This window comes from Tabrizicola sp. (genome assembly GCF_016793705.1).
Lineage (GTDB): Bacteria > Pseudomonadota > Alphaproteobacteria > Rhodobacterales > Rhodobacteraceae > Tabrizicola.
Window position 1 is genome coordinate 49274 of record NZ_JAEULO010000039.1, and the last position, 21644, is coordinate 70917.

The 21644-nt window shown below is 64.9% G+C and carries 24 protein-coding genes; 8 read left to right on the forward strand and 16 right to left on the reverse strand.

Annotated elements, in window-relative coordinates:
* The first annotated feature begins 43 nt into the window (after nt 1-43).
* Nucleotides 44-904 carry an EamA family transporter gene (locus tag JNJ68_RS09045; protein ID WP_294981679.1) on the forward strand — a complete coding sequence of 287 codons (861 nt, stop codon included), beginning with the start codon at nt 44-46 and terminating at the stop codon, nt 902-904.
* 30 nt (nt 905-934) lie between these two features.
* Here the strand turns inward: JNJ68_RS09045 and JNJ68_RS09050 are convergent, their stop codons facing one another.
* From JNJ68_RS09050 to JNJ68_RS09105, 12 genes are all read right to left on the reverse strand, one after another.
* Nucleotides 935-1939 (reverse strand): GlxA family transcriptional regulator, encoded by a 1005-nt coding sequence (locus tag JNJ68_RS09050; RefSeq protein ID WP_294981680.1) that lies wholly within the window; start codon nt 1937-1939, stop codon nt 935-937.
* Nucleotides 1932-2996 carry a DUF3445 domain-containing protein gene (locus JNJ68_RS09055; protein WP_294981681.1) on the reverse strand — a complete coding sequence of 355 codons (1065 nt, stop codon included), beginning with the start codon at nt 2994-2996 and terminating at the stop codon, nt 1932-1934. The genes JNJ68_RS09050 and JNJ68_RS09055 overlap by 8 nt, the downstream gene beginning before the upstream one ends.
* A 9-nt stretch (nt 2997-3005) precedes the next feature.
* Nucleotides 3006-3968, reverse strand: a complete 963-nt coding sequence (locus tag JNJ68_RS09060; RefSeq protein WP_294981683.1) for a PDR/VanB family oxidoreductase — start codon at nt 3966-3968, stop codon at nt 3006-3008.
* Nucleotides 3965-4570 carry a dimethylamine monooxygenase subunit DmmA family protein gene (locus JNJ68_RS09065; RefSeq protein ID WP_363165673.1) on the reverse strand — a complete coding sequence of 202 codons (606 nt, stop codon included), beginning with the start codon at nt 4568-4570 and terminating at the stop codon, nt 3965-3967. Before JNJ68_RS09065 ends, JNJ68_RS09060 begins: the two co-directional genes overlap by 4 nt.
* Nucleotides 4571-4645: 75 nt before the next feature.
* On the reverse strand, nt 4646-5782 hold the full coding sequence (locus tag JNJ68_RS09070; protein ID WP_294981685.1) for an aminomethyltransferase family protein: 1137 nt from the start codon (nt 5780-5782) through the stop codon (nt 4646-4648).
* Between the two features lie 156 nt (nt 5783-5938).
* Complete coding sequence (locus JNJ68_RS09075; protein ID WP_294981686.1) at nt 5939-7702, reverse strand: APC family permease; 1764 nt, start codon at nt 7700-7702, stop codon at nt 5939-5941.
* 325 nt (nt 7703-8027) lie between these two features.
* Nucleotides 8028-9371, reverse strand: coding sequence for an NAD(P)/FAD-dependent oxidoreductase (locus JNJ68_RS09080; protein WP_294981688.1), 1344 nt, complete (start codon nt 9369-9371; stop codon nt 8028-8030).
* A gap of 182 nt (nt 9372-9553) precedes the next feature.
* A complete protein-coding gene (locus JNJ68_RS09085) occupies nt 9554-9967 on the reverse strand; it encodes a universal stress protein (protein ID WP_294981689.1) in 414 nt (137 codons plus the stop codon).
* A gap of 278 nt (nt 9968-10245) precedes the next feature.
* The gene (gene glnT, locus JNJ68_RS09090) at nt 10246-11553 is read right to left on the reverse strand and encodes a type III glutamate--ammonia ligase (RefSeq protein WP_294981691.1); all 1308 of its coding nucleotides are present in this window, start codon (nt 11551-11553) and stop codon (nt 10246-10248) included.
* Between the two features lie 50 nt (nt 11554-11603).
* Nucleotides 11604-12932 carry an FMN-binding glutamate synthase family protein gene (locus tag JNJ68_RS09095; protein WP_294981692.1) on the reverse strand — a complete coding sequence of 443 codons (1329 nt, stop codon included), beginning with the start codon at nt 12930-12932 and terminating at the stop codon, nt 11604-11606.
* 7 nt (nt 12933-12939) lie between these two features.
* Nucleotides 12940-13629, reverse strand: coding sequence for a GXGXG domain-containing protein (locus JNJ68_RS09100; RefSeq protein WP_294981694.1), 690 nt, complete (start codon nt 13627-13629; stop codon nt 12940-12942).
* 4 nt (nt 13630-13633) lie between these two features.
* Entirely contained in the window at nt 13634-14530 is an 897-nt protein-coding gene (locus tag JNJ68_RS09105; protein ID WP_294981695.1) for a glutamine amidotransferase family protein, read from the reverse strand.
* Nucleotides 14531-14763: 233 nt separating this feature from the next.
* Here JNJ68_RS09105 and JNJ68_RS09110 point away from each other — a divergent pair, with 233 nt between their 5' ends.
* Genes JNJ68_RS09110 through JNJ68_RS09135 form a run of 6 tightly spaced genes read left to right on the forward strand, consistent with a single transcriptional unit; the run spans nt 14764 to nt 18039 of the window.
* Nucleotides 14764-15051 (forward strand): hypothetical protein, encoded by a 288-nt coding sequence (locus tag JNJ68_RS09110; protein WP_294981696.1) that lies wholly within the window; start codon nt 14764-14766, stop codon nt 15049-15051.
* Nucleotide 15052: 1 nt separating this feature from the next.
* Complete coding sequence (locus tag JNJ68_RS09115; protein WP_294981698.1) at nt 15053-15433, forward strand: hypothetical protein; 381 nt, start codon at nt 15053-15055, stop codon at nt 15431-15433.
* A gap of 9 nt (nt 15434-15442) precedes the next feature.
* Nucleotides 15443-15610 (forward strand): hypothetical protein, encoded by a 168-nt coding sequence (locus JNJ68_RS09120; RefSeq protein ID WP_294981700.1) that lies wholly within the window; start codon nt 15443-15445, stop codon nt 15608-15610.
* Nucleotides 15611-15614: 4 nt separating this feature from the next.
* Entirely contained in the window at nt 15615-17051 is a 1437-nt protein-coding gene (locus JNJ68_RS09125) for an APC family permease (RefSeq protein ID WP_294981702.1), read from the forward strand.
* A 38-nt stretch (nt 17052-17089) separates the two neighbouring features.
* Nucleotides 17090-17767 (forward strand): hypothetical protein, encoded by a 678-nt coding sequence (locus tag JNJ68_RS09130; RefSeq protein WP_294981704.1) that lies wholly within the window; start codon nt 17090-17092, stop codon nt 17765-17767.
* Complete coding sequence (locus tag JNJ68_RS09135) at nt 17764-18039, forward strand: hypothetical protein (protein WP_294981706.1); 276 nt, start codon at nt 17764-17766, stop codon at nt 18037-18039. The genes JNJ68_RS09130 and JNJ68_RS09135 overlap by 4 nt, the downstream gene beginning before the upstream one ends.
* A 53-nt stretch (nt 18040-18092) precedes the next feature.
* On the opposite strand, the gene JNJ68_RS09140 is transcribed toward JNJ68_RS09135, so the two are convergent.
* Together JNJ68_RS09140 and hemF are read right to left on the reverse strand one after the other, a co-directional pair.
* Entirely contained in the window at nt 18093-18446 is a 354-nt protein-coding gene (locus JNJ68_RS09140) for a hypothetical protein (RefSeq protein ID WP_294981707.1), read from the reverse strand.
* 10 nt (nt 18447-18456) lie between these two features.
* Nucleotides 18457-19320, reverse strand: a complete 864-nt coding sequence (gene hemF, locus JNJ68_RS09145) for an oxygen-dependent coproporphyrinogen oxidase (protein ID WP_294981709.1) — start codon at nt 19318-19320, stop codon at nt 18457-18459.
* Between the two features lie 76 nt (nt 19321-19396).
* Between hemF and JNJ68_RS09150 the strand changes: the two genes are divergently transcribed.
* Nucleotides 19397-19789 (forward strand): hypothetical protein, encoded by a 393-nt coding sequence (locus tag JNJ68_RS09150; RefSeq protein WP_294981710.1) that lies wholly within the window; start codon nt 19397-19399, stop codon nt 19787-19789.
* Here JNJ68_RS09150 and JNJ68_RS09155 read toward each other — a convergent pair whose 3' ends face one another.
* Together JNJ68_RS09155 and JNJ68_RS09160 are read right to left on the reverse strand one after the other, a co-directional pair.
* Entirely contained in the window at nt 19790-20602 is an 813-nt protein-coding gene (locus tag JNJ68_RS09155) for an SDR family oxidoreductase (RefSeq protein ID WP_294981711.1), read from the reverse strand.
* 9 nt (nt 20603-20611) lie between these two features.
* Nucleotides 20612-21604: a methyltransferase gene (locus JNJ68_RS09160; RefSeq protein WP_294981712.1), complete on the reverse strand. Its 993-nt coding sequence runs from the start codon at nt 21602-21604 to the stop codon at nt 20612-20614.
* Between the last annotated feature and the right edge of the window lie 40 nt (nt 21605-21644).

The window sequence follows — 21644 nt, forward strand, 5'->3', positions numbered from 1 at the left end:
GGGTGAGCCTGACACAAGCATTAGGACGGGGGAAGGCTGGGAAATGCTGGCACTCGGCTTCGGCCTGACCGCCGCCCTGATCTGGGCGGTGCATGACCTTCTTGCTCGGAAGGTCAGCCAGGGTGCCGCGCTCTTGCCGATCATCGCGACGGTTCTTGCGACCGGCAGCCTCGTACTCGCCCCCCTCGCGCTGGCTCGGGGCGACTGGGCGGCGATGACCGGGACCGCGCTTGCGGTCTCAGTCGGCTACGGCCTCGCCTATGCCGTGGCGGGCGGGGCGCTTTACAAGGCCTTCAGCCTCGCCCCCGTCCGCCTGGTGTCGCCGGTGATCGGGGCCTATCCGATGCTGTCGCTGATCGTCGCCCACGCCCAGGGCCAACCCGTGACGCGGGCGGACTGGCTTGCCGTCGCCGCCATCGTCGCGGGGATTGCCATCGTGGCCGTGGCGGCCCGCGACGACGCACCCGAAGGCTATGCGGCCCCCCCCGCCGTCGCCCTCGGCTGGGCCGCACTCGCCGCCCTGGGCTTCGCGACCACCTTTGCCTTGGGGCAGGAGGCGACGCGGCAGGGCGGAGAGCTTCCGGTGCTGCTCATCGGCCGCCTCGTCGCGCTGGCTGCGATCCTGATCCTCGCCCTCGCGCTCCGTGCCCCTATCCGTCCCGCACCCGGCCAGACCTGGCTCCTCGCCCTGATGGGGGCCTTCGACGCCGTCGCCCTCGGCCTCGTCACTGCCGCAGGGGCGCTGCCCCGCGCGGAATACGCCTCTGTCACCTCCTCGCTGTTCGGAGTGCTGACGGTGCTCCTCGCCGCATGGTTCCTGAAGGAAGGCGTTCGTGCCGTGCAATGGCTGGGGATCGGGGCCATCTTCACGGGGATAGCGGTGCTGGGGTTACAAGGCGGATAAGGCAGGCGCCTCGCCCACCCTTTGCGCTCCCTACTCCGCCGCTTCCACCCGCACCGGGGCGCGCCTCATCGACTGGGTTAGCCGCCGCTCATCGCGGGGGGAGACGCCGAAGAACTCGGTATAGTGCCGGATCATCGGGCTGGAGGTCATGTAGCCGACCGAAGCGGCGATCTCGCGCAAGGAATCGTTGGAGTAAAGCACCCGCTGCCGCGCCTTCATCAGCCGCAGATGGTGGTAGTAGCGCAAGGGACTCTGCCCGGTCTCGCGCTTGAACATGCGTTCGAAGTGACGGCCCGACAGGCCCACGGCCTGCGCGACGTCGGGGATGCGGAGGGGGTCTTCGACATGGGTCTCGAACAGCCGGATCGCCTCGCGGATCGCCATCGGCAGGCTATCGGTCGTGCCGCCCGCGCGGGCGACGGGGACCTTCTGGCTGGCGTCGGCGTCACGGACGAAGGGATGCTGGAACCAGCAGGCAACCTCGGTCATGCAGTCGCGGCCGAGGCGCTCCTCGATCAGGCGCAGCATCAGGTCGAAGACCGCGCCCGCGCCGCTGGCGGTGATGCGGCGGCCTTCGCGCAGGATTGTCACCTCGCGCGACTCGACCGCCGGGAAGTCGGCCTTGAACGCCGCCTCGTAGCACCAGTGCACCGAACAGGGCCGTCCCTCCAGGAGACCAGCGCGGGCCAGCGGGAAGATGCCACCCGAGAAGGCGCCCAAAGTCACTCCGGTCCGGTCCAGCCAGCGCAGTTTCGCGGGGCTGCGGCGCGGATCGGCGTATTCGGCAGTCGGCGGCGACAGCAGGTAGAGGTGATCCACCGCCTCGAGGTCGCCTAAGGTCACATCGGGATCGAACCCGATCTCGGCGCTGGACCGCACGGGGGCTGCCGCCTCGGCGACCAGCGACCAGACGAACTCCCGCCGGCCGGTGATCTCGTTCGCGGCGCGCAGAGGCTCGATGGCCGAAGTCAGGCAGGCCATCGGGAAGCCCGGGAACATCAGGAACCCCAGGCGGAGCGGCCCGCGCTCAGTCATCGGGCCACCAGCCGGGCGAGGTGGGGGCGCCGTCATCGTGTTTCGCCAGCCAGTCCACCATCGCCGGGCGGTTGCGGATGAAACCCTTGTAGGTGGCCAGTTCGTCGGGCAGGTCGCGCACCACCCGGTGCAGGCGACGCGCCCATTTCGGCACCGTGACGATCTCGTCGAAACTCGCCAGGTAGCAGCGGATGTCGAAGGCGATCGCGTTCGACCGGGGCAGGCGGTAGAGGCTTTGCAGTTCTACCCGCAGGTGCTGCTTCTGGCCCAGGTTCTCCGGCGTCAGGCTCGTCTTCATCGGCCCCCATTTCGGATAGGTCTCCGGCGCGGTGTCGAGGAGCGGGTTCACCGTCATCGTCCAGTTGAACCGCCGCACCGGGGCCCCGTGCTGGAGCTTCAACAGGAACTTGAGCGCCCGGTCGAAGACGCCCTTCTCATGCGCCAGCGGCACGGGGGCGTGCCATTCGTGGAAATTCATTCCCACGTCGAAGTCCACCGACCAGTCGGCCTGGCTGGTTGCGATCCCCGCATCCATCCAGAGCGTCCCATCGCGTTCGTCCTGCAGCGTCCAGTCGCCCTGGGTCTGTCGCATGATGTATTCGAAGGGCGGATAGTGCAGCGTGCTTTCGTCCAGAAATGTGAACGATTGTTCGATCCCCAGCGGACGGTTCACCCAGTGCCAGCGATTGCCATCCTTGGACAGGCTGAACCATTGCGGATAGTCCCGCGCCTTGGCTTCCATCACCAGTTCCAGCGTGTCCCAGCCGGCCAGCGTCATGTGCGGCAGCGACTGGCAACGCAGCGGATCGTCCGCCAGCACCTTGGCGCGGTCGATCATCTCGGCGACGTAATGCTCGTCCACGTCCAGCAGGTGTTCGAACACCGAACCCGGACGGCCCGGCACATGCGGCTCCATGTTGACCGAATACATGTAGTCGTCGCGGTCGAAGGGGAACGGGAACCGGCGGGGGTTGGAGTTGCGATAGGTGAAATCGCCGCGGAAGGTCTCGTCCCGGAAGAAGTCGTTGAAGGCGCCCGTCTTGAAGTCAAGGCTCATGCGATTCTCCTATCGGTCGATGACAAGGGTCTTGCCCTCGAAGCGGCTGACGCAGGGCATGATCTTGGTGTTGGAAGCCTGTTCTTCCGGCGTCAGCCAGTGATCGCGGTGCAGAATGGTGCCGTCGCATCTGTGAACGGCCGTTTCGCATTGCCCGCAGGCGCCGCCCCGGCATAGATAGGGCGCGTCCACCCCGGCGGCTTCCATCGCTTCGAGAAGCGATTGCGTTGGGCCCACGGTAAGCGTCTTGCCGCTGGCCGCCAGTTCGACCGTGAAGGGAAGGCCGGTGCCGGGGGCGATGAACTCCTCCGAATGCAGCGCCTGTTTCGGCCAGCCCATGCCCTCGGCGGTCGACAGCACCCAGGCGATCATCCCTTTCGGACCGCAGACGTAGAGATGCGTCCCGATCGGCTGGTTCTCCAGCACCTGCTTCAGGTCGATCATCTGCTTCTGGTCGTCGAAATAGCAGTGCACCCGGTCGGGATGCGCGGTGGTGAGCCGGTCCATATAGGCGCCCAGCGGCTTCGACCGCGCCGAATAGTGCAGCTCGAACCTGCCGCCGAAATGCGTCAACTGCGCGACCTGCGCCAGGAAGGGGGTGATCCCGATGCCGCCCGCGATCATCAGGTGCTTCTTCGCCCGGTTGTCCAGCGGGAACAGGTTCACCGGGTAGGAGAGCGTCATCTCCATCCCCGGCGTCACCTGCTGGTGCATGAAGAGCGACCCGCCGCGCCCCACGTCATCGCGCCGGACCGAGATTTCGTAAGCAGTCCGGTCCTCGGGGTCGGACATCAGCGAATAGGGGTTCAGCCTGCGGGTCCCATGGTCGTCCATCTCGACCACGGTATGCGCCCCGCCGGAAAAGGCCGGCAGGTCGGACCCGTCGCGGCTGACGAAGCGGAAGCGCTTGATCAGTTCGTTGACCTCGACGACCTCGGCCACCCTGACCTGGAGTTTCGCGACCCCGCTCATTTGAACCTCACCACGCTTTCCGGCACCTGTCCGGGGTCTTCCGCGTCGATATTAACCCCCTGAAAGGCCGCGAGCCGCCGGGAGTAATGGTCGCGGACAAAGAGGCTCAGCCCGCAATGGCTGCATCTGAACGGATCGGTCGCCACGTTCTCGGTGATCCCCTTGCAATGCACGCACTGCACCCGCCTGACCGTCGAGCCGCGCTGTTCCTTCTGGACCGAGGCGTGCGGAAAGCCGGTGTTCATGATGTCGCGCTCCGCCTGGCCGATCAGCCCTTCCGAGCCCGCGAGATAGAACTGCGTCCCCATATGCGCCGCCGACAGCACCCGCGCCAGCCGGGGCAAGAGCGCCGGGATCGAGGGCGCGCGGAAATACTGCCCCGCGCCCAGGCCCTCCAGCGCCGCCGACTGGTCGCTGCCGTCCGGGCCGGGGCAATACATCACATGCGTCGCCGCCAGCATCTGCGAACGATCCTCCGCCTTGCCCAGCATGTCCACGATCGCGCCCGCGCCTTCGCCATCGGCAACGATCAGGTGCAGACTGGCGCGGCGCGGCTCAAGGGCCGCATAGACCGGACGGCTTCGGATCGAAGGGGCGTCCACGGGGGTCAGCAAGGTCTTCACAGCTTGGGCTTCCCTGGCAGGGGGACCCGCCCGACGGGCGGGTCCCGAAGATGGTCACTTCGCGGTGCGGCGCTTCTTGTCCACGTCGTAGAACGGCAGCGATGCCGACTTCGCCTTGATCGGGCCGTGCGTCCCGCAGCGCACCTCCAGCTCGGTGCCGTTGTTGGCATCGGCCACCGGCAGGCGGGCAATGGCGACGGTCCAGTCGTTCAGCGGCGAATACATTGCCTGCGTCACGACGCCAACCTGCTTGCCGCCCTTGAACACCGGCGCGCCGTTGCCGGGCACGTTCTTGCCTTCCAGCTTCAGGCCGGAAATCTTGAAACGCTCCTTGCCCTTCAGTCGGTAGTGTTCCTCGGCGCCGCGGAAGCCGGTCTTGCCAGGCGAGACAGTGAAGTCGAGGCCCAGTTCCCACAAGGTATCGCCGGGGCCTTCGTTCTCGAACGGATACATTTCCGAATTGTCGAACGGGAAGAACAGCAGGTAGCTCTCGGTGCGCAGCATGTCGAGCGTGGTGAAGCGGCAGGGGATGATCCCCATGCTGGCGCCTTCTTCCAGGATGCGGTCCCAGATTTCCACGGCATCCTGACCCCGGCAGAATATCTCATAGCCGCGCTCGCCGGTATAGCCGGTCCGGGAAAGGGTGATCGGCTTGCCGAAAAGGCTGGTCGGCATGTGCCCGAAATAGGGCAGCGCGCGGACGCCGGGGACGTGCTTTTCCAGATAGTCCACCGCCAGCGGCCCTTGCAGCGACAGGTCGTGCAGGTTGTCATCGAAGCGGATCGACACGTCGCGCCCGGTGGCGGCCATCGTCAGCTGCTCATACCCCTGGCCCGAGCCATGGACGACGGTAAAGCTGTTCGGCCCCATGCGGTAGATCACGCAATCGTCGACGAACTTGCCCGCGTCGTTCAGCATGCAGGCATAGACCGCCCGGCCCGGCATCAGCTTTTCCATGTTCCGCGTGGTGGCGCGTTCGATCACATGGCTGGCGGCGTGCCCGGTGATGTGGACCTTCTTCAGACCCGAGACATCCATCAGCCCGGCCTTGGTGCGGATCGCCATGTATTCGGCATCCGGGTCGCCCTTGGAATAGGACCAGGCGGTTCCCATCCCGCTCCAGTCTTCCAGGTCGGACCCAAGCGCGCGGTGTCGGTCGATCAGCGTCGAGAAACGCCAGGAATTGGTCATCGGTCGGCTCCCTGAGACATGTTGATTTTCGTCCAGTGTCAGGTGATTCCCGCCAGAAAGCAATAATGAAGTGCAACAAAATTTCTTGTGAGAAAACATTCGCTCAAGAAAAAGGCCGCCCTGTCGGACGGCCTCTTCCAGCCTCTCAAAGCAGGATCAGGCAGGCAGGACGAAGAACCAGTTCGCCCAGAGCACCACGACCGCCCCGGCAACCAGCGCGAGGTAGGGCAGCATCCCTGCCTTCCGCTCGCCCAATTCGCCATAGGGCAGGCCCAGGTCGTCATAGGCCTCCTTCGGGAACTTGCCCTGGTCGACGACATAGTGGCGATACCAGAACACCGGGAAGATGAAGGCCGCGAAGACCAGCCCCGACCAGAGCGCATTCTCGTAGCCCCAGACCTTGGCGCCCGCACCCAGGAACAGGGCGTTGACGAAGGCGAGGATCGTGTTCAGCCCGATCAGCCAGGTCGGCGCCTTCCAGGGCCGCTCCATATGCGCGCTGTCCAGACGGTGGATCCAGCCGGCATTCAGGTTCAGGAAGTTGAACATGATGTAACCGACGTTCGAGATCGCAAGGACGTAGAAGTAGCCGCCCACGTCGGACGCCAGCGCCAGCAGGATCACGTTGAAGGTGAAGTCGGTCCACATCGCGTTGCGCGGTGCGCCGTGGCTGTTGACCTCGCCCAGGTATTTCGGCAGCCAGCCGTCGCGCGACCCCTGGTAGAGCGTGCGCGACGAGCCCGCCATCGCGGTCATGATCGCCAGGAACAGCGCGAGGATCATCAGGATCACGAAGATCTGGGTGATGACCGGGCCGCCGCCGATCATGTTGCCCATCGCCTCGCCCACGCCCGTGCCGTCGACGATGCCGGTCGCCAACATCCCTTCGACCCCGTAGACCCCCTGGAAAGAGAAGGGGATCAGGAAGAAGAAGATGCAGCACAGCAGGCCCGAGTAGAAGATCGCCCGGAAGGTATCAGTCTTCGGGTCTTTCAGCTCGCGGGTATAGCAGACCGCCGTCTCGAAGCCGTAGGTCGACCAGGCGGCGATGTACATGCCGCCCAGGAAGAGCGTCCAGCCGCCGATGTTCCACTCGCCATCGACCCCGGAATAGGCGGCGGTCGGCGGGGCCAGGTTGGTCACGTTCATCCAGTTGATCGAGCCGTTCAGGAGCGGCACCAGACCGACCAGCAGCAGCGGCACCAGAACGATGATCGCCAGGTATTTCTGCGCCGAAGCGGTCGACGCGATGCCGCGTTCCTGGATGAAGAGGATGATCAGCATCAGCACCACGCCGATCACGAAGGTCGAGTTGAAGTGCAGGTTGCCGAGGCCCGGAATGGTGATCTGGAAGGCTTCCCAGACCCGGAAGGCTGGGGTCAGGGCGGCCACGCCATCGGCGCTGGCCACCGCCTGAATCGCCTGTTCGGCGGTCGTTCCGGCGTTGTCAGTCATGTATTGCACGACCGAGGCGGTCTCGGCCGTATAGCTGCCAAGGTTCGCCGTCACCCAGTCCAGCACCGGCTGACTGTCCGCCAGCGGAATCGGGAACAGCGCGTTCAGGATGTAGCCCGCCGCGATGGCGCAGCCCAAGGACAGCACCGGCGACCAGGCGAACCAGTTGCACCAGACCGACAGCGGCGCGATCAGCTTGCCATAGCGCAGCCAGGCCGTCGCGCCGTAGACCGAGGTTCCGCCCGACTTGTTGCCGAACATCCCGGCCATCTCGGCATAGGTGAAGCTTTGCAGAAAGCCCATGATCATCGAGATGATCCAGACCAGGAAGGCCAGCTTCCCCGTCGTCCCGGCAATCCCGCCGATCGAGAACAGCACCAGGGGCGGCACACCCGCCGCAACCCAGAAGGCGCCCTTCCACGTCAGCGCCCGGACCATCTGGCCCGATCCAGTTTCAGTCGTCATTCCCTCTCTCCTGTTGGGCTGCACCTGCGGCGTCTGGGCAAGTCTTCCGCCTGCCCTTCGCGTCCGCCGTGCGATCATCTCTGTGTGTCGCGGGCGTTGGTCGTTCCCGTCCTTTTCCCCGGCCTCTCCTTGGTCAGAATCGCGTCAGGCCGACCTTTGCATGCGACCTGATGTCGCGCAGGAAAGCACGGGCTTCCGGTCATGGCGAGAAAAATTTGATCCCTGCGAAAGAAAGTTTCCCAGAAAGCGCAGTTCAGGGATCGGGACCTGCCCAAAAAGAAAGCGGCGCCGTCTCCGGCGCCGCTGCCTGACGGGTCGGAACCGGTCAGTTCTTCAGATAGCTCTCCATCGAATCCTCCAGCGCGTCCTTCCAGGGCGTGTGGTGGACCGGCGCCATCGTGCCGGTGATGACCGATCTGTAGGCATGGTTGCGGAAGGCCATGATGTCCTGCTTCTTGTGCTCCTTCCACTCGAAGAAAGCCTCGCAGGCACCGTCCACGTCGAAAGACGGATAGTCGGTCTCGGCGATCAGTTCCTTCACATAATCGCCCTGGTAGTGGATCGCGTCATGCGCATCCTGGCCCGCATCCTCATGCGCCACCCGGTCCTCGACATCCTTCAAGAGCACCGCCTTGTCAGCCGGAATCTTGATCTTGCCCATGATCGCGTCGCGCACCCACCAGGCCTGGGCGTCGAACATGTTGAAGGTGAACCACTGGTCCTGCATCCCGACGTAGAACAGCTTGGGATTGTGGACCCAGACAACGCCCTTGTAGAGGTCGGCCGCCGCCAACCGGTTCGCCGTCTTCAGCCGCAGGTCATCGGGCAGGAACGGGAAGTGGTGCTTGTATCCGGTGCACAGGATGATCGCGTCCACTTTCTTCGACGTGCCATCGGCGAAATAGGCGGTGGTCTCGTCCACCCGCTCCAGCTTCGGCACTTCCTTCCAGTTGTCCGGCCACTTGAAGCCCATCGGCGCGTGGCGATAGGCGACCGTGATCGACTTCGCGCCGTATTTCCAGCACTGCGAGCCGATGTCCTCGGCCGAATAGGACGAGCCGAGCAGCAGCAGGTCCTTGCCCGCAAATTCCCGCGCGTCGCGGAAGTCGTGCGCGTGCAGCACGCGGCCATTGAACTTGTCGAAGCCGGGGTATTCCGGAACGTTCGGCACGCTGAAGTGGCCGGAGGCGACGATGACGTTGTCGAACTCCTCCTCGTACATCCGGTCGGCCTTCAGGTCATGCACCGTGACGGTGAAATTCCCCTTGGTCTCGTTGTATTTCACCATCCGCACGGTCGAGCAGAAGCGGATCCAGTCGCGCACGCCGGCGCGCTTCACCCGGCCCTCGATATAGTCGAACAGCACCGCGCGCGGCGGGTAGCTGGCGATCTGCTTGCCGAAATGCTCCTCGAAGGAATAGTCGGCAAATTCCAGGCCTTCCTTCGGGCCGTTCGACCAGAGGTAGCGGTACATGCTGCAATGCACCGGCTCGCCATGTTCGTCCAGGCCGGTGCGCCAGGTATAGTTCCAGAGGCCGCCCCAGTTCGACTGCTTCTCGAAGCAGACGACCTCGGGAATGTCCTCGCCCTTCGCCTTGGCCGACTGGAACGCGCGCAGCTGCGCAAGGCCCGACGGCCCCGCTCCGATGACGGCTACTCTCTTCTTCATGGTCAACCTCCGAATGTTGAGTCTTTTGTGACGCCAGGGCGTGTATCGGTTTTCCGTCAGCCTAGAGACAAAGTTGCGCCTGTGTCAAATCTTCTTCCTGATGGTAAACATGATGAACCCCGGAAGCGGCGCTCCGGGGTCCAGGGTCACAACCCTTGCACGATTTCTAGGCGCAAGTCCGGTCAGCGGGCAATGGTCACTGTGCAATGGGCTCGGGTGGCCACTTCGCTTGCGACCGAACCCAGGACAAGGCGCTGCAAGCCCCGCTTGTCGCCGGTGCCCATGACGATATGGGTGTATCCGTTCTGCTCGGCATAGGCGATGATCGCCGGAGCGGCCTCGCGGGCCACCACCTCGACGGTCCCGATATCGGCAGCGCCTTCCTTCTTCGCCAGAGCTTCGGAATCGGCGAGAAGCTTGGCAACCTCTTCGGTCTTCCAGTGGCTGATGGTCGGGCCACGCACGCCGCCATGCGCGATGTTCACCACGCAGATGGTCAGGTGGCCGCCTGTCGCCTTGGCAACTTCCGCCGAAAGAATGACACCGATCGTCGCGTGGTCGGACCCGTCGGTCGGGCAGAGAATCTTGCTGGTCATCACATCCATCCTTCGTCTGTTTGGCATCTGTCGCAACTAACCATCGTCTTGCGCCGTCGGCATTGACTTGGGTCAAGAAATTTTACCTCGGGGCAAAATTCCTGACAGAAACGAAAAGCCCCGGATCGCTCCGGGGCCAGTTGGGGGTTCAGGTCAGGTAAGACAGGTCTCGTGACGGACGCGAACGCCCGCCGACAAATGTTAAGATTCTACAACCGCTCGCGAGCAACCCATTGATTTCACTGGGTTCGAGAAACTGTCCACGCGCGGGCAGATTGTCAGATGTCCAGCGTCGTCTGGGTCTCCCAAGACGAGAAATGCGAACAGTAGTCGTTCCATTCCTTGTGCTTCAGCTTCAGATAGGCAGCCGAGAATTCCTCGCCCATCATCGCCTTCAGGGTCTTGTCCTTGTCGAACTCCCGCAGGGCATCCAGAAGGTTCAGCGGCAGCTTCGGCGCGTTCTTCACCGTATGGCCCATCTGGTACATATCGATGTCGTAGCGCCGCCCCGGATCGGCCTTGGTCCGCACCCCGTCGAGGCCCGCCGCAAGGATCACCGCCTGCATCAGGTAGGGGTTCGCAGCGCCATCGGGCAGCCGCAGCTCGAACCGCCCCGGCCCCGGCACACGGACCATATGGGTCCGGTTGTTGCCGGTCCAGGTCACCGTGTTCGGCGCCCAGGTCGCGCCCGAGGACGTGCGGGGCGCATTGATCCGCTTGTAGCTGTTCACCGTCGGGTTGCAGATCGCCGCCAACGCCGAGGCGTGCTTCATGATCCCGCCCAGGAAGTTGCGGCCCTGGTCGGAAAGCCCCAGCTCCTTCGACTTGTCGGCGAAGGCGTTCTTCTTGCCGTCCAGCGACCAGACCGAGATATGCGCGTGGCAGCCCGACCCGGTGAGGCCCTTGAACGGCTTCGGCATGAAGGTGCAGCGCAGCCCGTGCTTCTCGGCCACCGACTTCATCATGAACTTGAAGAAGCTGTGCTTGTCTGCAGTCTGCAAGACGTCGTCATACTTCCAGTTCATCTCGAACTGGCCGGTCGCGTCCTCGTGGTCGTTCTGGTAGGCTTCCCAGCCCAGCTCCAGCATGTAATCGCAGACCTCTGCGATGCAGTCGTACTGGCGCATCACGGCCTGCTGATCGTAGCAGGGCTTCTCGGCATTGTCGTAGGGGTCGGCGATCCTGTCGCCTTCCGGCGTCAGCAGGAAGAACTCCGGCTCCACCCCGGTCTTGACGCGCAGGCCCTCCTTGGCGGCCTCGTCAACCAGGCGGCGCAGCACGTTCCGCGGGGCCTGAGCCAGCGGCTGTTCTTCCATCACGCAGTTCGAGGCGACCCAGGCGACCTCCTTCTTCCACGGCAGCTGGATCGCCGCCTCGGGGTCGGGGACCGCCATCATGTCGGGGTGCGCCGGCGTCAGGTCGAGCCAGGTCGCGAACCCGGCAAATCCCGCGCCATCCACCGCCATATCGTTGATCGCCTGCGTCGGAACGAGCTTCGCCCGCTGGCCACCGAACAGGTCGGTGTAGGAGATCATGAAATACTTGACGCCCTTATCCTTGGCCCATTTGGCAAGGTCCTTCGCCATCACTGTAGCTCCCTTGGTCTTTTCTTGTTTGATGAAGGGAAACGGCGGCTTCAGTAGCCGCCGTTCCGTCCCGGTATCCAGCTTGTCCCCGCCAGGGGAACCCCCGCCATCGCCGCCGCCTCGATGGTCAGCGAGCACAGGTCCTCGGGTTCCAGGTTGTGCAGGTGGTTCTTGCCGCAGGCCCGCGCGATGGTCTGCGCCTCCAGCGTCATCACCTTCAGGTAGTTCTTCAGCCGACGGCCCCCGAGCACCGGATCGAAGCGCTTGAACAGCTCCGGGTCCTGGGTTGTGATCCCTGCCGGGTCCTTGCCCTCGTGCCAGTCGTCATAGGCGTCGGCGGTGGTCTGGAGCTTCTGGTATTCCGCTTCCAGCTTGGGATCGTTGTCGCCCAGCGCGATCAGCGCCGCCGTGCCGATGGCCACCGCATCCGCGCCCAAGGCCATCGCCTTGGCCACGTCCGCGCCCGACCGGATCCCGCCCGAGACGATCAGCTGCACCTTGCGATGCATGCCAAGGTCTTGCAGTGCCTTAACGGCTTGCGGAATGCAGGCCAGGATCGGCATCCCGACATGCTCGATGAACACGTCCTGCGTCGCCGCCGTGCCGCCCTGCATCCCGTCGACCACGACCACATCGGCCCCGGCCTTCACCGCCAGCGCCGTGTCGTAATAGGGCCGCGCGCCGCCGACCTTGACGTAGATCGGCTTTTCCCAGTCGGTGATCTCGCGCAGCTCGTGGATCTTGATCTCAAGGTCGTCGGGGCCGGTCCAATCGGGGTGACGGCAGGCAGAACGCTGGTCGATCCCCTTGGGCAGGTTGCGCATGTTGGCCACGCGGTCGCTGATCTTCTGCCCCAGCAGCATCCCGCCACCGCCCGGCTTCGCGCCCTGGCCGACCACGACTTCGATGGCATCCGCCCGGCGCAGGTCGTCGGGGTTCATGCCATAGCGGCTGGGAAGGTATTGATAGACCAGCGTCTTGGAATGCCCGCGTTCTTCCTCGGTCATACCGCCGTCGCCGGTGGTGGTCGAGGTTCCCGCTTCCGAGGCGCCGCGACCCAGGGCTTCCTTCGCCGGGCCGGACAGCGCGCCGAAGCTCATCCCGGCGATGGTGACAGGAATGTCGAGGTGGATCGGCTTCTTGGCGAAGCGGGTACCGAGCCACACGTCGGTCGCGCATTTCTCGCGGTAGCCTTCCAGCGGGTAGCGGCTGATCGAGGCGCCAAGAAACAGCAGGTCATCGAAGTGCGGCAGGTGCCGTTTGGTGCCGCCGCCGCGGATGTCGTAGATGCCGGAGGCCGCCGCGCGGCGGATTTCGGCGTTGACCGCCGGGGTGAAGGTGGCCGAATAGCGCGGCGGGGTATGGGGAAAATCGCTCATCTTTGCCTCAGTATGCCGCTGCGTTGTCGATGTTGAAGTTGTAGAGCTTCCGGGCCGAGCCATAGCGCTTGAACTCTTCCGGCTTCGCCTTGCCGTCCGCCTCGCCGCGCTTCAGCAGGTCTTCCAGAAGGGCATAGTGCTCGGGCCGCATCTCTTTCTCGATGCAGTCCGCACCCAGCGACTTGACGCTGCCGCGCACGAAAAGCCGCGCCTCATAAAGCGAGTCGCCCAGCGCGTCACCCGCGTCGCCCAGCACCACCAGATTGCCCGACTGCGCCATGAAGGCCGACATATGGCCGATGCTGCCGTGGACGACGATGTCGATCCCCTTCATCGAGACGCCGCAGCGGCTGGAGGCGTTGCCCTTGATCACCAGAAGTCCACCGCGCCCGGTCGCGCCAGCATACTGGCTGGCGTTGCCATCGATGATGACGGTCCCGCTCATCATGTTCTCGGCCACGCCCGGACCCGCCGAGCCCTTGATGCGGATCGTCGCCTGCTTGTTCATTCCGGCACAGTAGTACCCGGTCGAGCCGCGCACGGTGATGTCCACCGGCGCATCGACCCCAGCGGCGATCGCATGGGCGCCCTTGGGGTTGATGACTTCCCAGTCGGTCATGTTGGTCTGGCCTTTCAGGCCGTGCAGCGCACTGTTCAAGGCGCGCAGGCCCTCTTTGCCGAGATCGAAGCTCTGCATTCTCTCAACGCTCCCAGAAGTAAACGGTGGCGGGTTCCGGTTCCCAGACGCGGGCATCCTCGATCCCCGGCAGGTTGACCAGCGCCCGGTATTCCGACCCGAAGGCGACGTACTGGTCGGTCTCGGCCATGACCGCCGGCTTGCAGGCGATCGGGTCGCGGACGACGCCGAAACCGTTATGGGTGCCGACGACGAAGGTATAGAAACCGTCCAGATCATCCAGGCCGGACTCCAGCGCCTGGCCCAGGTTCTGGCCTTCTTCCAGCTTCTGGCTGACATAGGCCGCGGCCACTTCAGTATCGTTCTGGGTCTCGAAGGTCTTGCCCAGCCGGATCAGCTCGCGCCGCAGACCGTTGTGGTTCGACAGGCTGCCATTGTGCACCAGGCACTGGTCCATCCCCGTCGAGAACGGGTGCGCGCCCATCGTGGTCACTGCGCTTTCGGTCGCCATCCGAGTGTGGCCGATGCCATGTGTGCCCTTCATCTTCGACACCTCGAAGCGGGCGGCCACGTCCTTGGGCAGGCCCACTTCCTTGAAGATCTCGATGCTGTCGCCGACGCTCATCACCTTCACCGCCGGACGCAGCTGTGCCAGTGCCGAGCGGGCGGCCTCCACCTGGCCCAGCGGCACTTCCAGCACCGCATGGGTCGACTTCACCAGCATTGTCACCGGCTGGCCGATGGCGTCGTGCAGATCGCCGTCGAGATTCTTGAAATCTTTTTCCGGATTCGCGGATTGGATGGTGATCTTGCCCAGACCGTCCTTGCCCCCGCCATAGATCGCGATCCCAGCACTGTCGGGGCCGCGGTCGGTCATGGTGATGAGCATGTCCGTCAGCATGGCGCCAAGCTGCGGTTCAAGCTTCGGATCCTTGAGGAAAAGTCCAACGATGCCACACATGGATTCGTCTCCTTCACATGGTTGAAAGCACGCTAGCACCGTCTTTTCCACCTATCAACTGGTAAGAAACATTTTTCACCTGTCGGGAAAATCCGTGCCCAATGTTCAGGCAACTGCGGTTTTTCTTGACAGAGTGCCGCAGGTGGTTTTCCCTTCGGCAAAACTTTTGCCGCGTGGGGAAAGACGTCGGGGCCACGTTCCGCGGGAAACCAAAGCGCCCAAGGGAGGGAACTGTGGGAGATCTCAATCAGCGGATTGAGGCGATGCACCGGCGCGATGTCATGGTGGCATGGGCGTTTGTCATTGGCCTTTGGTTCGCCATCATCTTTGTCGCCATCGCGACATGGAATCTGGCACCAACCGGCGGCGCGCGAACGCTGCTTCTGATTGCCGGGGCCATCGTATTGATCTTCAATACAGGCGCCATCCTGGCAATGCTCCGCCACTACCGCGAGGACCGCGACTTCATGTACGGGCTCGACATCAAGTTCCTCGACGAAGCCAAGGGCAGGAGGGGCTGAGATGGCGCATTACGAACCTCCGAAGCAAAGCAAGGCCAGCCAGTTGATCGACGTCGTCGTGCTGGTGGTGCTGACGGTTGGCGCCTTGTTCGTGCCGCTGTGGATGGGGATGGCGGGCGCGGCAAAGACGGTCGCCGAAGCCGTTGCGAGCCCGACATGGGAAGCGCTCGGCCAGACCCCGGCGCAGGCGGCGAAATACGAAGCGCTCGGTTACACCCCCGAAAGCGCGCATGACCTCATCCTCGCCCGGTTCGACTACAGCTTTTCGGTCGGCGCCCTTGTCGCGATGGTCGTGGTCATCCTGCTCTACTACTTCCTGATCCTGCGGTTCTCGGACGTCGAGTACCGCGAGGTCATCGCCGAAAAATTCGGTCAGAAATAGGGGACAGCGATGGATCTGTGGAACTGGCTTGAATACCTGGCCTGGGCGCTGTCGGCGCTGTTCGGGCTTTACATGATCATGGACTGGCTGAAGACCGATTCCAGCTATTCCGAAGACGTCCTGACCTCCTCGCGAGAAGGCGAGCTCGAGGCCATGACGGAAGAGCACAAGGGGTGAGATGATGACAGACACCGATATCACCTCGCCCGTCATGGACGGCATGGGGCCGCACGGCACCAAGGTCGGCCTCCTGCGGGTCCTTGGCCCGGCGCATGTCTGGGCCCTGGGCGTCGGCATCGTTCTGGTCGGCGAGTACATGGGCTGGAACTTCGCCGTCGGTAAGGGCGGGGCCTATGCCGCGCTGATCGCCTGCTGGTTCGCAGGCATTCTTTATACCTGCGTCGCGATGATCGACTCCGAAGTCACCTCGACCGTCGCGGCGGCGGGCGGGCAGTACACCCAGGCCAAGCACATCGTCGGCCCGCTGATGGCCTTCAACGTCGGCCTCTACCTCGTCTTCGCCTATACGATGCTCGAGGCGGCCAACGCCATCACGGCCGGCTACCTCTTCTCGGTCGTGGCCACGATGACCGGTCATACCGGTGATCTGGACCAGCGGCCCTTCATCATCCTGGTCATCATGTTCCTGGCCTGGCTGAACTATCGGGGGGTTCTGGCGACGCTGACCTTCAACCTGGTCATCACCGCCATCGCCTTCGTCGCGATCCTGGTGCTGTTTCTCTCGACATCCGGCATCCTCGGCGGCGGACTCATGGAGCACGCGGCGCTGTTCGAGGGGCATGAACTGCCCTACGGCTGGATCGGCGTCCTTGCCGCCATGCACTTCGGCCTGTGGTACTATCTTGGCATCGAAGGCACGACCCAGGCGGCCGAGGAAGTCCGCTCTCCAGCCCGCGCACTGCCATTCGGTACGCTTGCGGGGATCATGACCCTTCTCATCGCCGCGACACTGACCTGGTATATCTGCTCGGGCGTGCTGCCCTGGGAATACCTGGGCGACGGCGTCAATGGCTCGGTCGCGCCCCTGTTCGACACCGCCCGACTGTCCGGGTCGAATGGACTTGTCTGGCTCCTGGGCTTCGGCACCCTGTTCGCCACCTTGGCCAGCGCCAACGGCTGCATCAACGACGCCTCGCGGGCCTGGTTCGCCATGGGCCGCGACAAGTACCTGCCCGGCTGGTTCGGCGCGGTCCATCCGAAGTACCGCACCCCCTACCGGTCCATCGTGTTCCTGGTCCCGATCGCGCTGATCTTCGCTTTGGGCGCGCCGCTCGACCAGGTGATCACCTTCTCGATCCTCTCGGGCCTGCTGGAATACACGTTCATGCCGCTGAACATCATCATGTTCCGCAAGAAATGGCCGCTGAACTCGATCAAGCGCGGCTATGAACACCCGTTCCACCCGCTGCCCGCGCTGACGCTGCTGACGCTTTGCGGCATCACCTTCTTCGCGGTGTTCCTGGGCTACGGCACCCAGCTTGTGGCGATGATCGGCTTCTACATCGTGGTTTCGCTGTGGTTCCACTTCTGGCGCTATCGCTTCGTGAACCGGGGCACCCAGTTCACGATGCCCTGGCCGAAACCGCAGGGCTACTAAGGCAAGCGGCCCGCCCCCAAAGGGGCGGGCCATTTCTCATGTCCCCGCTCATTCCCCTTGGCATCGCCCTCGCCGCCCTCGGTCTTTGGCTCGCCTTCAACCTCCTCCGCGAAAGCCGCGCCCGGAACGCCACCCGCGCCGGGTATCTTGATGCCGTGAAGCCCTTGTTCGACGGTGGCGAGACGCAGCTGCAACCCACCGGCTTTCCCCGCATGACCGGCCGCTCTGCCGGACTGGCCTTCGACCTTCAGGCCGTCCCCGACACGCTGACCTTCCGCAAGCTGCCCGCGCTCTGGGTCCTCGTCACCCTGCCCGAGGCGCTGCCGCTTTCGGCGACCCTCGACCTGATGGCACGGCCCACGGGCAACGAACCCTTCAGCCGCTTCAACACCCTACCGCAATCGCTGCCCACGCCGCCCGATCTGCCGAAGGACATCGCGATCCGCAGCGATGATGCCACCCGTATCCCGCCGCCCGCCCTGATCGACCGCCACGCGGACCTGTTTGCCGACCCGCGCGTGAAGGAACTGGTCCTTTCGCCCAAGGGCCTGCGCATCGTCATCCTTGCCGAAGAAGCCGACCGCGGCCGCTACCTCATCTTCCGAGAGGCCGAAATGGGTCGCACGCCCTTGTCCCCCGAGCGGCTCGCGCCTCTCCTCGACAGGCTCGCCACGATCCGCAAGGATGTGCTTGCCCTTGCGAAGGACTCTGCATGAAACCACCGTTGAACCCCTGGCTGGTGCTTGCCGTCGCCATTCTCCTTCCCGGCATGGGCCAGGTCCTGAACCGTCAACCGGTGCGGGGGCTGATCTTCGTCTGCTTCGCTATCCTGCTCGGGGCCTTCACCCTGAAGACCGCCGCGCCGGAGGTCTCCTTCGTCGGCAAGATGGCGGGTGGGCTTTTCGTCTGGGCAATGGCGGTGTTCGACGCCTACAAGGTCGCCCGGATCCGTCACGCGGTCTGGAGCCACGCGAACGCTCCTCGGTGACTTCGTCCCTCGTCCCTGGGCCCCGCGAGGAGAAGTCGAAGACGCACGACGAGCTATTCCCGCCAGAGTTCGCCAAGCATCGCCTTCAGCGCCGCCAGCGCCTCGGTCCCATCTTCGCAGCCCGGCCCGACCCTGACCGAAACCGTCGCCGCAAAGCCATAGGCCGTGCGCTTGCCCGCCCGGATCGTCACCTCGAACCCTTTCGGCCCGGCGGCAACGCTCTCGATGGCGTCCTCTGCTCCGAAGGTCTCGTCGCTCGCCTCGAACCAGACCGGCCCTCCGCCAAGGGCCTGCCGGAACAGCACATAGCCTTCGTCGGCATCCTCACCCTCGGCGAATCCGACGAAGAGCTGCCCCTCGTCCTCGACGACCGACCCGTAGGCTGCCTTGACCGTGATGTCCGCCATGATCCGCCCCTCAGTACCACTTGGCGACGGGCGGCAGGCTCATCAGCACCGCATTCGCGTCATGCCCGGTCTCCAGCCCGAACTTGGTGCCCCGGTCATAGACCAGGTTGTATTCGGCATAGAGCCCCCGATGCTGCAACTGCACCTCGCGGTCGGCCTCGGTCCAGGGTGCCGCGACACGGCGTTCCGTCACCGGCAGGAAGGCCGGAAGGAAGGCCTCGCCCACCGACCGGGTGAAGGCGAAGTCGCGGTGCCAGTCGCCGGTGTTCAGATCGTCGAAAAAGATGCCCCCGACCCCGCGCGCCCGGTCACGATGGGGTACGAAGAAATACTCGTCGGCCCAGGCCTTGAACTTGGGATAGTAGTCGGCGGAATGCACGTCGCAGGCCGCCTTCATCCCGGCATGGAAATGCGCAGTGTCCTCGGCATACTCGATGCAGGGGTTCAGGTCGGCCCCGCCGCCGAACCACCAGGCCTGCGGCGTCCAGAACATGCGCGTGTTCATGTGCACCGCCGGGCAATGCGGGTTGGCCATATGGGCCACAAGGCTGATGCCCGAGGCCCAGAAGCGCGGGTCGCGGTCCATGCCCGGCACGCCACGCGCCGCCATCGACCTTTGCGCCTTCTCGCTTAGTTGACCATGAACTTCCGACCAGTTGACCCCGACCTTCTCGAAGACTCCGCCACCGCGCATCACGCTCATGATGCCACCACCCCCGCCCTCGGCGCGATTGGTCGGCGTCACCTCGAACCGGCCCGGCTGGCCCGTGGCGTGCCTGTCCTCCAGCCCCTCGAAGGCCGCGACGATCCGGTCGCGCAGGGTCCGGAACCAGGCGGCGGCAACGGCGTTGCGGCTGTCGGTGGGATCAGTCATGGTCATGTCCTCGGAATGTGGCATCCGAATGCCTAGCATCCCCGTCCGCCGCTTTCCACCGCTTGAGGAGAGTCCGATGAAACGACTGACTTTTCTGGCACTTGCCGCGCTCGCTGCCTGTGGCACCCCGCAGGAACAATGCATCAGCCGCAACACCCGCGACCTGCGCACGGTGGACCGGCTGATCAACGAGTCCGAAGGCAACCTGAAGCGCGGCTACGCCTATGAGACGATCACCGTCTATGAGGACTACTGGCGGTCCTGCCCCGGCCCCCGCGCCGCGCCGGGCGAGCCCCCATCGCCGCCGCGCATGTGCCTTGACCGTCGACCCGAACTTGAGCAGCGGCCCAAGGCCATCGACCTGAACGAAGAGGCGCGGAAGCTGGCCAGCCTGAAGGAGAAGCGGAAGACCCTGGTGCGTCAGGCCGAGAGGGTCATTGCCGCCTGCAAGGCCGAATATCCGGAATGATCAGTGGGCCGGGGCGCGGACCGCGTCCATCAGGCCCCGCCCGCCGTCGATCGTCAGCACCTGGCCGGTGACGAAGCCTGCCGCGTCCGAGGCGAGGAACTGCACCGCCTCGGCCAGCTCCGCCGGGGCGGCGATCCGGCCCAGGGGTGTGGCCCCGGTAATCTCGTCCCGGAAACCGGGGTTCTCCTTCAAGGCCACTTGCAGGCTCGCGCTCATCACGCTGCCGAAGGCCACCGCATTTACCCGGATCCCCTTCGGCGCCAGCGCCAGCGCCAGCGAGCGCGTCATCTGGTCCATCGCCGCCGCCGCCATCGAATAGGCCAGAAGCTCGGGCCGCGTCGCCTGCGCGGTGGTCGAGGACAGGTTGATGATCGAGCCGAGCATCGTCCCCTCCTCGACCTCGGCCCGCTGGGCGTGCTGGATCATCCGCTTCGCCGCCATCTGCGACATCCGAAGCGCCGAGAGCACATTCTGCCGCCAGAGTTCCTCCACCCCATCCGCCTCGGGGTTGAGAAGGTCCGAGACCAGCATCCGGCGGCTGGCATTCACCAGGATGTCCACCCGGTCGAAGGCGTCGATGGTGGCGGACAGAAGGTTGGCGATGGTCAGCTTCTCGGTCAGGTCGCCCGCAAACATCCGGATCGGCCCTTCCGCACGGGCATCTTCGCCGACCTCGGCCTCCAGCCGCCCCTCGTCGACATCGGCGAACATCACGTTCGCGCCCTTGTCGACCAGATGCCGGGCGATGGCCAGCCCGATGCCCGAGGCGGAGCCGGTGACGATGGCAGTCTTGCCGGAAACGGAAAAGGACATGGGCGGCCTCTAGGGTTTGGCCCGAAGCGGATCGCGTCTGGGCTTGGTGGCATGGATCACGCGGAAGGCGCCGTCACCCGCGACCTCCCTGACGTCCAGGAAGCAGTCCGCCAGTGCGGCGTCATAGGGCAGGTGGCGGTTGGCGACCAGCCAGAGGCTGCCGTCGGGCGCCAGCATCCGCCGGGCGGCGCGGATGAAACCGGCCCCGAGCGCGGGGTCGGCGGCGCGGCCGGTGTGGAAGGGCGGGTTCATGACGACAGCGTCCAGCAGCGTCTCGGGCCGCCAGGTCGTCGCATCCGCCCAGTGGAACCTCGCGCGGGGATCGGGGATGTTGACCTTCGCGCAGTCCAGCGCATCGGCTTCGGCCTCAACCAGGTCCAGCTTCTTCACGCCGGGCCGCTTCAGGATCTCCGTCGCGAGGAATCCCCAGCCCGCCCCCAGATCGGCGACCTTGCCAACCAGCTTCGCGGGCAAGGCGGCAGCCAGGAGAAGCGACCCCCGGTCCGGCCCGTCCGCCGAGAAGGTGCCCGGCAGGGTCTGGAACCCCTCGACCATGGAGGGCTTCGCCCGCCAGTCCGACAGGTCCACCCCCGCCGGGAACGATGCCAGCTTGCCATGCGCCTTCGACAGGCTCTCTGACAGGTCCACCCGCCCGCGCAGGTCCTTCAGCCCAGTGTCGATCCCGTCGGTCTTCTGCCCGTCGACCGCGATCCAGCCGCTCGGGGCGACCTCCACCGCCGCCTGTGCGATCAGTGCGCGGGCCGCCTCGCGCGAACGGGGCAGGCAGACGATGGCCGCCGCATAGGGCGCGGCCGGCGCGACCGAGTGGCGGGCTGCAAAGTAATCGTGGTCCGGCTTGAACCCGGTCAGCACCACCACCCGCCCCTCGGGCAGGGCGGACAGGTCGTCGCCGATCCGGGGCCGGTAGACCGCGATCCGGCCCGATACTGGCAGGGTCAGCGCGCCGGTTTCCAGCGCCAGGGACAGACGGGCAGACCGCATGGGCGGGGGCTCAGGCCCCCAGGCTCCTCGGGACCGGGCC

What these genes read in the sequence shown, in the direction of transcription:
- JNJ68_RS09055 (WP_294981681.1), bottom strand. Translation starts at nt 2,996, where the DNA reads ATGAGCCTTGACTTCAAGACGGGCGCCTTCAACGACTTCTTCCGGGAC.
- glnT (WP_294981691.1), bottom strand. Translation starts at nt 11,553, where the DNA reads ATGGCGAAGGACCTTGCCAAATGGGCCAAGGATAAGGGCGTCAAGTAT.
- JNJ68_RS09060 (WP_294981683.1), bottom strand. Translation starts at nt 3,968, where the DNA reads ATGAGCGGGGTCGCGAAACTCCAGGTCAGGGTGGCCGAGGTCGTCGAG.
- hemF (WP_294981709.1), bottom strand. Translation starts at nt 19,320, where the DNA reads ATGACTGATCCCACCGACAGCCGCAACGCCGTTGCCGCCGCCTGGTTC.
- JNJ68_RS09070 (WP_294981685.1), bottom strand. Translation starts at nt 5,782, where the DNA reads ATGACCAATTCCTGGCGTTTCTCGACGCTGATCGACCGACACCGCGCG.
- JNJ68_RS09130 (WP_294981704.1), top strand. Translation starts at nt 17,090, where the DNA reads ATGTCCCCGCTCATTCCCCTTGGCATCGCCCTCGCCGCCCTCGGTCTT.
- JNJ68_RS09125 (WP_294981702.1), top strand. Translation starts at nt 15,615, where the DNA reads ATGACAGACACCGATATCACCTCGCCCGTCATGGACGGCATGGGGCCG.
- JNJ68_RS09135 (WP_294981706.1), top strand. Translation starts at nt 17,764, where the DNA reads ATGAAACCACCGTTGAACCCCTGGCTGGTGCTTGCCGTCGCCATTCTC.
- JNJ68_RS09115 (WP_294981698.1), top strand. Translation starts at nt 15,053, where the DNA reads ATGGCGCATTACGAACCTCCGAAGCAAAGCAAGGCCAGCCAGTTGATC.
- JNJ68_RS09045 (WP_294981679.1), top strand. Translation starts at nt 44, where the DNA reads ATGCTGGCACTCGGCTTCGGCCTGACCGCCGCCCTGATCTGGGCGGTG.
- JNJ68_RS09120 (WP_294981700.1), top strand. Translation starts at nt 15,443, where the DNA reads ATGGATCTGTGGAACTGGCTTGAATACCTGGCCTGGGCGCTGTCGGCG.
- JNJ68_RS09140 (WP_294981707.1), bottom strand. Translation starts at nt 18,446, where the DNA reads ATGGCGGACATCACGGTCAAGGCAGCCTACGGGTCGGTCGTCGAGGAC.
- JNJ68_RS09105 (WP_294981695.1), bottom strand. Translation starts at nt 14,530, where the DNA reads ATGTGTGGCATCGTTGGACTTTTCCTCAAGGATCCGAAGCTTGAACCG.
- JNJ68_RS09095 (WP_294981692.1), bottom strand. Translation starts at nt 12,932, where the DNA reads ATGAGCGATTTTCCCCATACCCCGCCGCGCTATTCGGCCACCTTCACC.
- JNJ68_RS09150 (WP_294981710.1), top strand. Translation starts at nt 19,397, where the DNA reads ATGAAACGACTGACTTTTCTGGCACTTGCCGCGCTCGCTGCCTGTGGC.
- JNJ68_RS09100 (WP_294981694.1), bottom strand. Translation starts at nt 13,629, where the DNA reads ATGCAGAGCTTCGATCTCGGCAAAGAGGGCCTGCGCGCCTTGAACAGT.
- JNJ68_RS09050 (WP_294981680.1), bottom strand. Translation starts at nt 1,939, where the DNA reads ATGACTGAGCGCGGGCCGCTCCGCCTGGGGTTCCTGATGTTCCCGGGC.
- JNJ68_RS09075 (WP_294981686.1), bottom strand. Translation starts at nt 7,702, where the DNA reads ATGACGACTGAAACTGGATCGGGCCAGATGGTCCGGGCGCTGACGTGG.
- JNJ68_RS09155 (WP_294981711.1), bottom strand. Translation starts at nt 20,602, where the DNA reads ATGTCCTTTTCCGTTTCCGGCAAGACTGCCATCGTCACCGGCTCCGCC.
- JNJ68_RS09080 (WP_294981688.1), bottom strand. Translation starts at nt 9,371, where the DNA reads ATGAAGAAGAGAGTAGCCGTCATCGGAGCGGGGCCGTCGGGCCTTGCG.
- JNJ68_RS09160 (WP_294981712.1), bottom strand. Translation starts at nt 21,604, where the DNA reads ATGCGGTCTGCCCGTCTGTCCCTGGCGCTGGAAACCGGCGCGCTGACC.
- JNJ68_RS09085 (WP_294981689.1), bottom strand. Translation starts at nt 9,967, where the DNA reads ATGACCAGCAAGATTCTCTGCCCGACCGACGGGTCCGACCACGCGACG.